The 13571-nt window shown below is 59.3% G+C and carries 11 protein-coding genes; 8 read left to right on the forward strand and 3 right to left on the reverse strand.

Annotated features, from left to right (window positions below):
• Window positions 1-195: 195 nt before the first annotated feature.
• Genes entF through fes form a run of 3 tightly spaced genes read right to left on the reverse strand, consistent with a single transcriptional unit; the run spans window position 196 to window position 5561 of the window.
• On the reverse strand, window positions 196-4071 hold the full coding sequence (gene entF / locus QQF33_RS22325) for an enterobactin non-ribosomal peptide synthetase EntF (protein WP_285158627.1): 3876 nt from the start codon (window positions 4069-4071) through the stop codon (window positions 196-198).
• Entirely contained in the window at window positions 4068-4280 is a 213-nt protein-coding gene (locus QQF33_RS22330; RefSeq protein ID WP_285158628.1) for an MbtH family protein, read from the reverse strand. The genes entF and QQF33_RS22330 overlap by 4 nt, the downstream gene beginning before the upstream one ends.
• A 36-nt stretch (window positions 4281-4316) precedes the next feature.
• Window positions 4317-5561 (reverse strand): enterochelin esterase, encoded by a 1245-nt coding sequence (fes, locus tag QQF33_RS22335; RefSeq protein WP_285158629.1) that lies wholly within the window; start codon window positions 5559-5561, stop codon window positions 4317-4319.
• A gap of 217 nt (window positions 5562-5778) precedes the next feature.
• On the opposite strand from fes, the gene QQF33_RS22340 reads away from it, so the two are divergent.
• The 8 genes from QQF33_RS22340 to QQF33_RS22375 all read left to right on the forward strand — a co-directional run bounded on the left by QQF33_RS22340 (window position 5779) and on the right by QQF33_RS22375 (window position 13484).
• Entirely contained in the window at window positions 5779-8031 is a 2253-nt protein-coding gene (locus QQF33_RS22340) for a TonB-dependent siderophore receptor (RefSeq protein WP_282493840.1), read from the forward strand.
• A 53-nt stretch (window positions 8032-8084) separates the two neighbouring features.
• A complete protein-coding gene (gene entD / locus QQF33_RS22345) occupies window positions 8085-8741 on the forward strand; it encodes an enterobactin synthase subunit EntD (RefSeq protein WP_285158630.1) in 657 nt (218 codons plus the stop codon).
• A 435-nt stretch (window positions 8742-9176) separates the two neighbouring features.
• On the forward strand, window positions 9177-9377 hold the full coding sequence (locus QQF33_RS22350) for a hypothetical protein (protein WP_285158631.1): 201 nt from the start codon (window positions 9177-9179) through the stop codon (window positions 9375-9377).
• Between the two features lie 14 nt (window positions 9378-9391).
• Window positions 9392-9760: a hypothetical protein gene (locus tag QQF33_RS22355; RefSeq protein WP_285146682.1), complete on the forward strand. Its 369-nt coding sequence runs from the start codon at window positions 9392-9394 to the stop codon at window positions 9758-9760.
• A gap of 167 nt (window positions 9761-9927) precedes the next feature.
• The gene (locus QQF33_RS22360) at window positions 9928-10491 is read left to right on the forward strand and encodes a fasciclin domain-containing protein (protein WP_285146684.1); all 564 of its coding nucleotides are present in this window, start codon (window positions 9928-9930) and stop codon (window positions 10489-10491) included.
• 42 nt (window positions 10492-10533) lie between these two features.
• The gene (locus tag QQF33_RS22365; RefSeq protein ID WP_282493845.1) at window positions 10534-11088 is read left to right on the forward strand and encodes a sigma-70 family RNA polymerase sigma factor; all 555 of its coding nucleotides are present in this window, start codon (window positions 10534-10536) and stop codon (window positions 11086-11088) included.
• Entirely contained in the window at window positions 11085-11732 is a 648-nt protein-coding gene (locus QQF33_RS22370; protein ID WP_285158632.1) for an anti-sigma factor, read from the forward strand. Before QQF33_RS22365 ends, QQF33_RS22370 begins: the two co-directional genes overlap by 4 nt.
• A gap of 183 nt (window positions 11733-11915) precedes the next feature.
• The gene (locus QQF33_RS22375; RefSeq protein ID WP_285158633.1) at window positions 11916-13484 is read left to right on the forward strand and encodes an ABC transporter substrate-binding protein; all 1569 of its coding nucleotides are present in this window, start codon (window positions 11916-11918) and stop codon (window positions 13482-13484) included.
• Window positions 13485-13571: the final 87 nt, after the last annotated feature.

The following is a 13571-nucleotide window of genomic DNA, read 5'->3' on the forward strand; positions in this document are numbered from 1 at the left end:
GGGAAGGAACGCGTATGTGCCGGGATGAGAAAACTGCTCCAGCTGGCCTATGGCGTGGTGAAATCCGGACGAGAATTTAATGCTGAAATACCGCTTGCCGGATAACCGACAAGACGGTATCTCTCCCTGTGGGAGAGGGAGTCCGAGTCCCCTCTCCCTGTGGGAGAGGGTTAGGGTGAGGGCAACAGCGCGCACTTACCCCAAAATCCCCTTCAACACCGGCCCAATCTGCTCGAACGCCTGCGGCGAAATAATGTCCACGTGGGCGCAATCCTGAGAATAGACCTCTAACTCTCCCACCCACGGGGCCCACGCCTGATGCGGGTCCATGGTTCGCGTGCGTTCGGCGACGAACAGCGTCGCTTTGCCGCCAAACCGCGAGCTGTGCGCCGTGGTCAGCAGGCGCACCGCATCGGCGTAGTTCCCTTCGATGGCGGTAAACAGCTCGCCCGACGCCTGCCCCTGCTGGGCCGCCATGAAAGCTTCCCGCTCGCGTTCGATCTCCGCCAGCACTTCCGGGTCCAGCCCGTTGGCCTCTTTTTCCGCCCAGTTTTGTGTCTCCGGCGGCCAGGTATCCAGCAGGCCGAGGAACGCAACCTCTTCACCCTGCTCGCGCAGCCGCGCGGCGATGCCCTGCGCTAAGGTCCCGCCAAGCGAATAACCAAACAGATAGTACGGCCCCTGCGCCTGCTGCGCGCGAAGGGTGTGCAGATGATGTTTGATCACCGCATCCAGCGTCGCGCCCTGCGCCATCGGGCCTTCCGGGCGAGGAGACTGAATCCCGGTAATCGACCAGCGCGGGCTGAGATAGCGCGCCAACACGCTGAACTGCCAGGCAAAACCGGACGCCGGATGGAAGCAGAACAGCGTCGGTCCGTTGCTTTGACGCAGGGGGAGGATCGCTTCATAACCCAGACGCAGCGCCTGTTCGTCGCTCATTGAAGAATCCAGCAGCGTGCTCAGTTGGTTCACCGTCGAAGCGACCATGATCTGCCCCGGCGTGACTTTGCGGGAGAACGCGCGGCTAAGCTGCGCCGCGAGACGCATCGCCAGCAGCGAGTGGCCGCCGAGGGCGAAGAAATCCGCTTCAATGTCGTTCACCTCGCAGCCAAGCAGCGCCGAGAACGCCTGCGCCACCGCGATTTCGGTTTCGGTTTCCGGCGCGCGGCCCGAGGCTTTGCTGGAAAGTATAGGCAGCGGCAGCGCTTTGCGATCCAGCTTGCCGTTGGCGCTCAGCGGCAGCTCGCTGATTTGCAGCAGCACCACCGGCACCATGTGCGGCGGAAGCTGTGCTTTCAGGGCGTCGAGCAGCGCATCGCGGTCCAGCGGTAAACCGGAGTCCGACACCACGTAGCCCACCAGCTGGCGCGCATCGCCGCCGGTCGCTGCCGCCTGATTGAAGACACAGGCATGGGCCACCGCCTGCGCCACGTCAGGCAAGGCCTGCATCGCGCGGTCGATTTCGCCAAGCTCTATGCGCTGACCGCGAATTTTGAGCTGATCGTCGCTGCGACCGAGATACTCCACCGCGCCGTTGTCCAGCCAGCGGGCGACGTCGCCGGTGCGATACATGCGCTCACCCGGCGCAAAAGGATCGGCGATAAAGCGGCTGGCGGTCAGATCCGGTCGGCCCAGATACCCCTGCGCCAGCTGAATGCCGGTCAGATAGAGATCGCCCGCCACGCCAAACGGCACCGGGCGCATCATTGCGTCCAGAATACGCAGCCCGGTATTCCACACCGGGAAACCAATCGGCACGCTGTTGCCGGACACCGCCGCCAGCGCGTCGCCGAAGGCCGGATACCAGCTCACGTCTACCGCCGCTTCCGTCGGGCCATATAAATTGTGTAGCGGCGCGTGAGTAAGCACTTCCCACTCGCGGCACAGCTCGGTTGGCAGCGCCTCGCCGCTACAGAACACCTGTTTCAGGCTGGTGCAGCAGTGGGCGTTTTCCGGCGTTAAGGAGGCGACAAACGCCGCCAGCATCGACGGGACAAAGTGCGTGGTGGTGACGCCGTAGCGGGCGAAGAACTGCTGCATCGCCAGCGGATCGCGATGGGCGTCCGGCTCGGCCATCACCAGTTTTGCCCCGGCGATAAACGGCCACCAGAACTCCCACACCGAGACGTCAAAACTGCACGGCGTTTTCTGCGCCACCACGTCGCGCGCATCCAGCGGATAGTGGTTTTGCATCCACAGCAGGCGGTTGACGATGGCGGTTTGCCCGACCATCACCCCTTTCGGGCGCCCGGTCGAGCCGGAGGTAAAGATGATGTAGGCGGTCTGCTCAGGCGTGCTCAGATTCAGCGGTTCGCTGCCATGTGCAGGCAGCAGTTCGCCGTAGCACAGGGTCGTAAGATCCGGCACGTCGCTAAAGCGCGGGAGCTGATCGTCGGTGGTAATGAGTAAAGAAGGACGCGCATCTTCCAGCATCATGTGCAGGCGATCGTCGGGATAGCCCGTATCGAGCGGCAGCCAGGCGGCTCCGGCTTCGACAATCGCGTGGAGCGCCAGGGTCAGGAACACCGAGCGCGGCAATGCCACCGCCACGCTGTCGCCGGGTTTGACGCCGCGTTCGCGCAGGAGATTTGCCAGAGCGATCACCTGCTCGCGCATCTGGCGATAGGTCAGTTCAATATGCGCATCTGCCAGCGCCGGGGCGTCCGGCGTTTTGTGCGCCTGCTCCGCCACCAGCGCGCTCAGGGTAGTCGCTTCGAGCATCACGCCGGTGTCGTTGATCTGCGCCAGCTGGTCATACTCCTCTTCGGAGACGGTTTCCGCCTCGCCGCAGGCCAGCGCAGGATTGGCGGCAAACTGCGCCAGCAGCGCGTTCAGGCGCGCCACGTGGCGGGTGAGCGTCGCCTCATCGTAGCGCTGTTTGTTCGCCAGAATTTCAATGCTCAGCCCGCCCTGCTCGTCCGGGAACAGAGCCAGTTCGAGATCGTTCACCGGGCCGGTCGCCAGGGTATGCGTTATCGCCTCGACGCCGTCAATATCCAGCTGATAATCAAAGACCTTCACGTTCAGCACCGGGCCAAACAGCGCTTCGTCTCCGGCCACACGGCCGCTGTCACGCACAATCTGCTCGGCGTCGTAACGCTGGTGACGGCGCATCTTTTTCAGCTGATTTGCCAGGCGCAGGGCCAGCTCCGGCAAGGTCTCCTGCGGGCTGATGTTAACCGCCATCGGCAGGACGTTGAGCACCGGGCCGGTGGCGGTGAGCGCCGCCGATCCCATGCGACGCATGAAGATAAAGCCCGCCGCGAAGTCCAGCCGACCAGTTAAGCGGCCCAGCCACAGGGCCACCAGCGCGAGGGCCAGATCCGTGCGCTGCACCTGCGCGCAGGCGGCGGTCAGCTGGCTGAACACGCGGCGATCGGCCACCAGCTTGAGACGCAAAATATCGGTGGTCGCGGCGCGACCCGGCAGCGGCGCGGGTGACAGTGAAACCGGAGGCGGGAGCTGTTTGCGCTGCTCGGCCCAGAACGCGCCGTCGCGCTGATACGCCTCGCTGTCGCGATAGCGCTGATACTCTTCCACCACCTCCGCAAACGGCGTAAACGGCGACGCGGGCGTCGGTTCGCCTTTCGCCCACGCGGCATAAATGGCGGCGATCTGGCGGGTAATGGCCGGGAAACTAAAGCCATCGACCACTAAATGGTGATAGCGCTGATACCAGTACCAGCGATTGTCTTCGACCTGAATCAGGAGCTGAAATGCCAGCGGCTGACCGCTGTCGACGCGCAGGTTTTGCGCAAGATCGGCCTCCATCAGCGCCACGGCGGCGGCGTGCGGATCGGCGCTGTCGCGCAGATCGACACGCTTTGGCTCGGCGAGCGTCATCGATTCGTCGATCCACTGCCACACCTCGCCGTTGTCTTCGCTAAAGCGCGTGCGCAGCGTGTCGGCCTGCATCATGCCTTCGACGATGGCTTTCGCCAGCAGCGGGGCGTTGATTTCGCCTTTCAGTTCAACGTAGTGCGCCACGCTCCAGGCGTTCGGCAGGGTCGAGAGCTGTTCTGCCATCCAGATTCCCGGCTGGGCGGCGACGAGAGGAAGATGTGCGCTCATGCGTTCTCCCCCGCGAAATGTGAAGGGAGAAGCGTCTGCCAGTTTTCGCTAAGCCACTGCTGGCAGGCTTCCTGAGACTGCGGCTCGCAGACCTGTCGCCAGCCCGCAGGCTGCGCGCACTGGGCGGGCCATAGGCTGTACTGACCGTTTTCGTTTTGCAAAATGGCGAATCGCCCTTGCGGATTGTCGAAGGGATTACTGAATTCCATACCTAACTCCTGTCGAAAAAAATCGCCTGCCTGGCGTTAGTGAATGAGTGGCTGCCAGAGGGTAATAAGCCCCTGCGTCAGCCCGCCACGCCAGCAAAGCGCATCATGTCCGCCGTCAACCTGACGCCAGAAAATCGACTGCTGTGTGTGTTGTAGTTGGGCGTAAATGGCCTGATTGGCCCGGAAAATCAGCGGCTCGCGCTGGCCCGCTTCAAGAACGATGCGAAGGTGTTCGGCGGATTTTTCACCCGCTTTGAGTTGTTCGATCAGCAGCCCGTCCTGCTGCGCGCCGCGGTGCGGCCACCAGTAGGAGCCCGACTGACTGAGCACGCAGCCAAAGCGCTGCGGCCAGTTGAGACCGGCGTACAGAGACGCCAGACCGCCGAAGCTTTGCCCGGCGACAACCGTGCGATCGGGCTGAGAGCTAAAAGGCGTAACGGCGTGGATCTGCGGGAGTAATTCCTCCTGCACCGCCTGCCAGAAATCGGGATTGCAGGGCAGCTCGCGGCTGCGATGGGCGGTGTCGATCACATCAATGAGTACGTAGACCGCAGGCGGCAGCTGCCCCTCGTTGGTGAGCGCCGTCAGCGCGGGCCAGACGGGCATACTTTCAGCCCAGAACTGCCCGTCGAGGAGGATCGCCAGCGGGCGCTCGGTCGGGTTTTCCTCGCCAGTGGTAAAGACCCATACCCGGCGCGAATTCCCCAGCCGCGGGCTGTGCCACTCAATGCAGTGTGGCGGTAAATGTGGCGTATCGGGATGATTCCAGCCCGGCTGCACCGGCGCATTCGGCATCTCAAGTGCAGAGACCGGATGGCCGCGTCCGCCGCGCCAGCTCTGGCGGTTTAGCGGATCGGCGATCGCTTTCGGCAGCAGTTTGCGCCAGCCCTCGCGCAGGGCCATGCGGTCCGGCGCGTCGGCGGTGAAGACGATCTCGTCGAAATCCTGAGGATTATCGGAGGGGATAAAACAGTAGCTGCCGCGCCACTCGGGGCTGAACTCCCCCTGCCATTGCCAGACGTCGGTGCCGGGAAGGCGGGTTAAGGATTGTGGTCGGGCATTTTGATGGTGGTCGGTCACGCCGGTGATGTAGATCCACACCCGCTGTACCGGCGATGTGCGCTCTGTCCCTGCCGGATCGCGCCACCAGAACGTGACACGATATTGTTCGCCTTCGCGGACCCATTCCGGACCTGTTTTGGACTGCCACCAGGCTTCACTTCCCGTTGTTAGCGCCGTCACCCGTTTAACCTCATGTTTTTCGCGTCTTTTTTGATACACGGTAAAAATTATTGATAATATTATTGATAACTATTTGCATTTGCAATAGCGTAGTGCCCGCGCTGTGGGAAGCGCGCTCATAAAATAACCATGCCACGCATTGTGTGCGCTCGAGGACAGGGCTGCTTACGCAACGTGCCGGTGATAAGTCATGCCGCCTCCTCTCCCGTTAGGGAATGGAGCCAAGGGGACGCGGCAACGAAAAGCAGGACGTACAATGAATAAGAAGATTCACTCCCTGGCCTTGCTGGTCAATCTGGGGATTTACGGCGTAGCCATGCCAGCGATGGCAGAGGACAAAACCACCAGCAGCGCCGCGCACGAAGACACCATGGTGATCACCGCCGCCGAGCAGAACCTGCAGGCGCCGGGCGTTTCCACCATCACTGCCGATGAAATCCGTAAAAATCCTCCCGCTCGCGACGTGGCCGAAATCATTCGTACCATGCCGGGCGTGAACCTCACCGGGAACTCCACCAGCGGCCAGCGCGGCAACAACCGCCAGATCGACATTCGCGGCATGGGCCCGGAAAACACCCTGATTCTGATCGACGGCAAACCGGTCACCAGCCGCAACTCCATCCGTCTGGGCTGGCGCGGCGAGCGTGATACCCGCGGCGACACCGGCTGGGTGCCGCCAGAGATGATCGAGCGCATCGAAGTGATTCGTGGCCCGGCGGCGGCACGCTACGGTAACGGCGCGGCGGGCGGCGTGGTGAACATCATCACCAAGAAATTCGACAACCAGTGGCATGGTTCGTGGAACACCTATCTGAACGCGCCGGAGCATAAAGACGAAGGCTCCACCAAGCGCACCAACTTCAGCCTGAGCGGGCCGCTGGGCGGCGATTTCAGCTTCCGCATGTTCGGTAATCTGGACAAAACCCAGGCCGACGCATGGGACATCAACCAGGGCCATCAGTCTGAGCGTACCGGGATGTATTCCAGCACCCTGCCTGCGGGCCGTGAGGGGGTGGAAAACAAAGACATCAACGGCGTCGTGCGCTGGGACTTTGCCCCGATGCAGTCCCTGGAGTTTGAAGCGGGCTACAGCCGCCAGAACAACCTCTACGCGGGCGATACGCAGAACACCAACAACGACGACAGCTCCAATGGGCTGGTGAAGAAGAACTACGGCAAAGAGACCAACCGTATCTACCGCCAGAACTGGGCGGTAACCTGGAACGGCGGCTGGGATAACGGCGTGACCACCAGCAACTGGGCGCAGTACGAGCACACCCGCAACTCGCGTCTCGGCGAAGGGCTGGCGGGCGGTCTGGAAGGGCTGTTCAACAGCGACAAGTTTACCGATACGGATCTGTCCGACGTCACGCTGCACAGCGAAGTCAGCCTGCCGTTCGACTTCCTCGTCAATCAGAACCTGACGCTGGGCACCGAGTGGAACCAGCAGCGCATGAAGGATTACGCCTCGAATTCCCAGACCCAACAGGGCGGCGCGATCCCGGGCATGAGCGACGACCGTAGCCCGTACTCTCAGGCGGAAATCTTCTCCCTGTTCGCTGAAAACAACATGGAGCTGACCGACAGCACCATGCTGACCCCGGCGCTGCGCTTCGATCATCACACTATCGTCGGCAACAACTGGAGCCCGTCCCTGAACCTGTCGCAAGGTCTGGGTGATGACTTCACGCTGAAAATGGGTATCGCCCGGGCGTACAAAGCACCGAGCCTGTACCAGACCAACCCGAACTATCTGCTCTACAGCAAAGGTCAGGGTTGTTACGCCAGCGGTGACGGCGTCGGCTGTTACATGATGGGTAACGACGACCTGAAAGCCGAAACCAGCATCAACAAAGAGATCGGCCTCGAGTGGAAACGCGACGGCTGGCTGGCGGGCGCGACCTGGTTCCGTAACGACTACCGCGACAAAATCGAAGCAGGCTATGCGCCAATCGGCCAGACCTCTTCCGGCAAAGTCACCACCGATATTTATCAGTGGGAAAACGTGCCGAAAGCCGTGGTAGAAGGGCTGGAAGGGACACTGAACGTGCCGGTGACGGATGCGGTCAACTGGACCAACAACATCACCTACATGCTGCAAAGTAAGAACAAAGAGACCGGCGACCGTCTGTCGATCATCCCGGAGTACACGCTGAACTCAACCCTGAGCTGGCAGGTACAGCAGGATGTTTCTGTGCAGTCGACCTTCACCTGGTACGGCAAGCAGCAGCCGAAGAAATACAACTACAAAGGTCAGCCGGTGACCGGGTCTGAGAAAGACGAAGTCAGCCCGTACAGCATCGTCGGCCTGAGCGCGACCTGGGACGTGACTAAGTACGTCAGCCTGACCGGCGGCGTGGACAACGTCTTCGACAAACGCCAGTGGCGCGCGGGTAATGCCCAGACCACCGGGAACGCCACCACCGGCGCGTACATGTACGGTGCAGGTGCTTACACCTACAACGAACCGGGACGCACCTGGTACATGAGCGTAAACACCCACTTCTGATAGACTGTAAGCCCCCTTCCACCGAAGGGGGCTTTGTTCAATCAGGGGGACCGATGCAAACCACTCACAGCCTGCTGACACTCGGCGGCGTCTCGCTTCACCGCATTGATTTCGATCCCACCACGTTCGACAACGCCGATCTCCTCTGGCTACCCCATCACGCCGCCCTGAGCCATGCCGCCACTAAACGTAAAGCCGACCATCTGGCCGGACGCATCGCCGCCGCGCATGCGCTACAGGATTTGGCGATCGCGACAGTGCCGGGTATTGGCCCTAACGGCGAACCCCTGTGGCCAGAAGGAATAGCAGGCAGTATTTCTCACAGCGACACCCAGGCATTCGCCCTGGCGGTGCGTGGCGATAGCACGCTGGTGGGCATCGACGGCGAGCAGCTTATCGATGAACAGGAAGCCGTGGAGATTCAGGACGGGATCATCTGTGCAGAGGAAAAATCTGTGCTGCTCAGCACGGGATATCCGTTTGCCCTCGCCCTGACGCTGGCTTTCAGCGCCAAAGAGAGCCTGTTTAAAGCCCTTTTCCCGCGCGAGAACGCCTTTATGGGCTTTGACAGCGCCTGCGTAACAGCGATATCAGACAGCACGCTGACCCTCTCTCTTACCCGCCCTCTGGCCGGTTTTTCGCAAAACCACGCTTTTATTCTTCACTGGTGTCAACAAAACAACAGCGTAATAACCCTGCTCTGCGAATAAATCGTCATACCATTAAGCTTCTCTGCGGATTAATCTTAAAAAACCGCTCTGTTTTATTTTCCCGCTCTTTAATGATTTATTTCGTTTATTTTCGTTTATTTTCGTTAATTTTCGTTAATTATCTGTAATCGATTACTTTGAATTATCCATAAAGCACCCACGATTATTAATGTAGACAAAGTCAAAACCATCTATAAAAAACAACAACTGGATAACAACGCGGATGACGAAAGTTTTTATTCTTTAAATTCATACAAATAAAACAACAGATAACACCAGGTCGGACCTCTTTATTTTAGTTTCAGAACTCCCTATGATGCTTTCACGGACAGATAATCCCCGTTGAAAATGCCGCTTGAGTAAGGAACCCGACTATTTAAAACGGAATAATACTGCGGCTAATGAAATGCATAACCCCAAGACAGGAATACCGGAATGAATAAAGTTCTTATGGCACTCACTATTGCTGGCGCAACGCTGATGTTATCCGGCTGTATTATTGCCCCGCCGAGAAATGAACATCATCACCACAATAAAGATCACATGATTACCCGCGACGGCGTTTCCCTGCCGGATTGTGAAACCTTAGCAGACGCCAGCCAGGCCGATAACGGCTCACGCTGCTGGTATCGTTAACAGAGCAGATGATCATGAAAACAAACTATTGGATCTTACTCGCCGTGATTGGCGGCATATTTTCTCAGCCTGTGTTTGCTATCAGCGAAGCCTATCGCGCACAGCTGGAACAATCGGGCTGTACACAGGTTGATGAAGCTAACGGAACGTGCCACGTCGGACATACCCGGCATCACCATCGGGACGATGAGTCTACGGGTAACATAGCGCGTGAAATCGATTCCAACATCGCGGGCAAATACCAGGGTGAAGCCGTTGATTATATGGAAGATGCAGGATGGCACTCCACCAACGGCGAGCGCACCCGCTGGCGTAAAAACGGTTACACCGCCGAGTTTGACATGACGTCGTCCGGCAAGCTGGAAGGCGTGTCGGTCCGCTAATGATAAAGGAGTGATGACAGCAGACAGGGATGTCTCCCCCACGGGTCAAAAACAGCGCGCCGGATGCGCGCGCAAAAAAAATTTTATTTTTCCTGCATCCAGTTCCCCCCCTCCCTCGTATATCAGTACGTGAGCAAATCCTGAGCTCCCTACTACGAGGATGTATGATGAAAAAGTTCATTAAGATCGCATTCGTATCCAGCGCCTTACTCTTCACCGCAGGCTCATTTGCCGCCATGGATTCCGGTTCGGTCATGGTCGGCGGCGCGGCGATGTTCCCGCAAAAAAATATCGTCGAAAATGCCATGAACTCAAAAGATCACACCACCCTGGTCGCCGCCGTTAAGGCTGCCGGTCTGGTGGATACGTTGCAGAGCAAAGGGCCGTTCACCGTCTTCGCCCCGACCGATGCGGCGTTCGCCAAGCTGCCTGCCGGAACGGTCGACAACCTGGTGAAACCGGAGAACAAAGCGACGCTCACCAGCATCCTGACCTATCACGTGGTGGCCGGGAATTACGATATGAAAGCCCTGGAAGCGAAAATTAAACAGGGCGGCGGCCACGCGGAACTCAAAACTGTCAACGGCCAGCCCCTGTGGATCATGAGCAATGGCCCGCACAACATTCAGCTTAAAGACGGCAAAGGCAACGTGGCGAACATCAGCACCTACGACGTCCACCAGAAAAACGGCGTGATTGACGTGATCGACACCGTTCTGATGCCTAAGTAATTGTCTATACTTCGGATGGGAAAATAAGCATCCGGAAAACAGATGGATAATGCGCTGGCAGAACAGCACCTTAGATTAATGCAGGCGGTCGCCACGGGCGATCGCCGCGCATTTGAACAGCTCTACCGACTGACGTCACCGCATCTTTTTGCCGTTGCCCTGCGCATGTTGCGCCAGCACGCCTGGGCGGAAGAGGTGCTGCACGACTGCTTCATCACCGTCTGGAGCAAGGCCGACGCTTATGATCCTGCCCTCAGCTCCCCCATGACCTGGCTGACACATATTGTCCGTAACCGCTGCATTGACTGGCTCCGGGGTGGGCAAGCCCGCGCGGCCAGCCGTGAAGAGGAGTACACCGACTTACTCCAGGTTGCCGACGGCGACGATCGCAATAACTGGCATGATGAAGACCAGGCGGAGCGTTTGCGCCACTGCCTCGGTCATCTCAGCCACGATCAGCGCCAGAGCATTACGCTCGCGTATTATCAGGGAATGTCTCATAGCGATATCGCCGACTGGCTCAAACAGCCGGTTGGCTCGGTCAAAAGCTGGATCCGCCGCGCGATGGAACATCTCCGGGAATGTATAGGCCTATGAACGATAACGAAAAACGCGATGATGCGCTGGCAGCAGAGTACGCCCTCGGTACGCTGCGGGGCAACGCGCGGCTCCGTTTCCAGAAGAGGCTTTTGCATGAACGCGAGTTGGCCGAGCGGGTTGCGCGCTGGGAAACCACGTTCAGTACCCTCGACAGCCATCTGGCCCCGATTTTGCCGCCCGAAAAAGTGTGGAAAAAAATCCTGCTCGACCTCCCGGCGCAAACCCCGGCGCGCCGCACCCGCCCTTATCTCGGCTGGATGGTGGCGGCAGGTTTAGCGGCCATCACGCTGACGACCTGGTATGCCGTGCGTGAACCTGAACTTTCTCCGCTGGTGGTGCTGAACGATGCACAGCAGCAGGGACAATGGCTGGTGAGTGCAGACAGCCAGCGCCAGCAGCTGAGCATCTCCCCGCTGCGCCCTGCCGCGCTGACCACTAATAACAGCCTGCAGCTGTGGCTGATCCCCGCCGGGAAAACGCCGGTGTCGCTGGGCCTGGTCAACAGCCAGGCGCCGACTCAGGTGAGGCTCAACAAACTGACCCTCGCCGCCGACGCCGTGATTGCGATAAGCCTCGAACCGAAAGGTGGATCGCCAACCGGACAACCGACCGGACCGGTGCTGTTCAGCGGCAAGATCTAGCGCGCTATCGGAAAGATTGCAGGCGAAAAGCGGTGGTTTGCGCCGCCGCTTAATAGCCAATCTGCATGCGTTATATCCTGAGGGCATAAGCAAAGCAGAATTTAGACTTTGAGGATTTTCCCGCCCGGCCTAACGTAGCGATGCCAAAAACAATCACAACACATTTCATTTTCAGGGATCGCTATGACGAAAAAACTGCTGCCGTTACTGGTATTGGCCGTGCTGTCCGCCGCCGCCAACGCCACTACTCCGCCGAATACGCTGGTTGTCGCTCAGGGGCTGGATGATATCGTGAGCCTCGATCCCGCCGAAGCCAACGAGCTTTCCAGCATCCAGACCGTGCCGAGCCTGTACCAGCGCCTGGTGCAGCCGGACCGCGATAACCCGGCCAAAATCTCGCCGATTCTGGCAGAAAGCTGGGAAGCCAACGCAGCAGCGAAAACCCTGACGATCAAACTCAAGCCTGACGCCAAATTTGCCTCCGGCAATCCGCTGCGCCCGGAAGATGTGATTTTCTCTTACACCCGCGCCATCACCCTCAACAAATCACCGGCCTTTATTCTCAACGTGCTGGGCTGGGAGCCGGGCAATATCGCCAGCCAGCTGAAAAAAGTGGATGACCACACGCTGGAACTGCGCTGGACCGCTGACGTCAGCCCGGCGGTGGCGCTGAATATTCTCTCCACGCCTATCGCCTCCATCGTCGATGAAAAGCTGGTTGCGGCGAATGTGAAAGACAACGACTTCGGTAACGCCTGGCTAAAAATGCACTCGGCGGGCAGCGGCGCGTACAAAATGCGCGTCTATCAGTCGCATCAGGCGATTGTGCTGGAAGCCAACGACAGCGCCCCTGGCGGCGCGCCGAAGCTTAAAAGCATCATTATTAAAAACGTCCCGGACCCGGCCTCTCGCCGCCTGCTGATCCAGCAGGGTGACGCCGACGTGGCCCGCGATCTGGGCGCGGACCAAATCAGCGCCCTCGAAGGCAAAGCGGGTGTGAAAGTGCTGAGCATTCCGTCGGCCGAACAGAACTACCTGGTGTTTAACGCCGGAAACAGCGCCAACCCACTGCTGAACAACCCGGCGTTCTGGGAAGCATCGCGCTGGCTGGTGGATTACGAGGGCATTACCAAAGATCTGCTGAAGGGCCAGTATTTTGTCCATCAGAGCTTCCTGCCGGTCGGTCTGCCGGGCGCGCTGGAAGAGAATCCGTTTAAATTCGATCCGGCCAAAGCGAAAGAGATCCTCGCCAAAGCGGGCATTAAAGACGCACATTTCACGCTGGACGTGGAGAACAAACCGCCGTTTATCACCATCGCTCAGTCGATGCAGGCAAGCTTCGCCCAGGGCGGTGTGAAGGTCGATCTGCTGCCAGCCGCGGGCAGCCAGGTGTACGCTCGCGTGCGTGCCAAGCAGCATCAGGCGGCGATTCGCCTGTGGATCCCGGACTACTTTGACGCGCACTCTAACGCCAGCGCCTTTGCGTGGAATGACGGTAAATCCAGCACGGTGGCGGGTCTTAACGGCTGGAAAATCCCGGAGCTGAATAAAGCGACGCTGGCCGCCGTGGCCGAGCCAGACCCGGCCAAACGCCTGGATCTGTACACCAAAATGCAGCAGGAGTTACAGCACAACTCGCCTTACGTGTTCGTCGATCAGGGCAAAACCCAGATCGTGGTGCGCGATAACGTGAAGGGTTACCAGCAGGGGCTGAACGCCGATATGGTCTGGTACGATAAAGTGACGAAATAATTCACCCTGACTGCCGGGTGGCGCTGCGCTTACCCGGCCTACATTTACGGTTTTGTAGGCCGGGTAAGGCGTAGCCGCCACCCGGCA

It is taken from the genome of Lelliottia wanjuensis, from assembly GCF_030238365.1.
GTDB lineage: Bacteria > Pseudomonadota > Gammaproteobacteria > Enterobacterales > Enterobacteriaceae > Enterobacter > Enterobacter wanjuensis.

Coding starts and splice junctions, on each gene's coding strand:
- entF (WP_285158627.1), bottom strand. CDS start 4,071: ATGAGCGCACATCTTCCTCTCGTCGCCGCCCAGCCGGGAATCTGGATG.
- QQF33_RS22340 (WP_282493840.1), top strand. CDS start 5,779: ATGAATAAGAAGATTCACTCCCTGGCCTTGCTGGTCAATCTGGGGATT.
- QQF33_RS22375 (WP_285158633.1), top strand. CDS start 11,916: ATGACGAAAAAACTGCTGCCGTTACTGGTATTGGCCGTGCTGTCCGCC.
- QQF33_RS22360 (WP_285146684.1), top strand. CDS start 9,928: ATGAAAAAGTTCATTAAGATCGCATTCGTATCCAGCGCCTTACTCTTC.
- QQF33_RS22350 (WP_285158631.1), top strand. CDS start 9,177: ATGAATAAAGTTCTTATGGCACTCACTATTGCTGGCGCAACGCTGATG.
- QQF33_RS22355 (WP_285146682.1), top strand. CDS start 9,392: ATGAAAACAAACTATTGGATCTTACTCGCCGTGATTGGCGGCATATTT.
- QQF33_RS22365 (WP_282493845.1), top strand. CDS start 10,534: ATGGATAATGCGCTGGCAGAACAGCACCTTAGATTAATGCAGGCGGTC.
- QQF33_RS22330 (WP_285158628.1), bottom strand. CDS start 4,280: ATGGAATTCAGTAATCCCTTCGACAATCCGCAAGGGCGATTCGCCATT.
- QQF33_RS22370 (WP_285158632.1), top strand. CDS start 11,085: ATGAACGATAACGAAAAACGCGATGATGCGCTGGCAGCAGAGTACGCC.
- entD (WP_285158630.1), top strand. CDS start 8,085: ATGCAAACCACTCACAGCCTGCTGACACTCGGCGGCGTCTCGCTTCAC.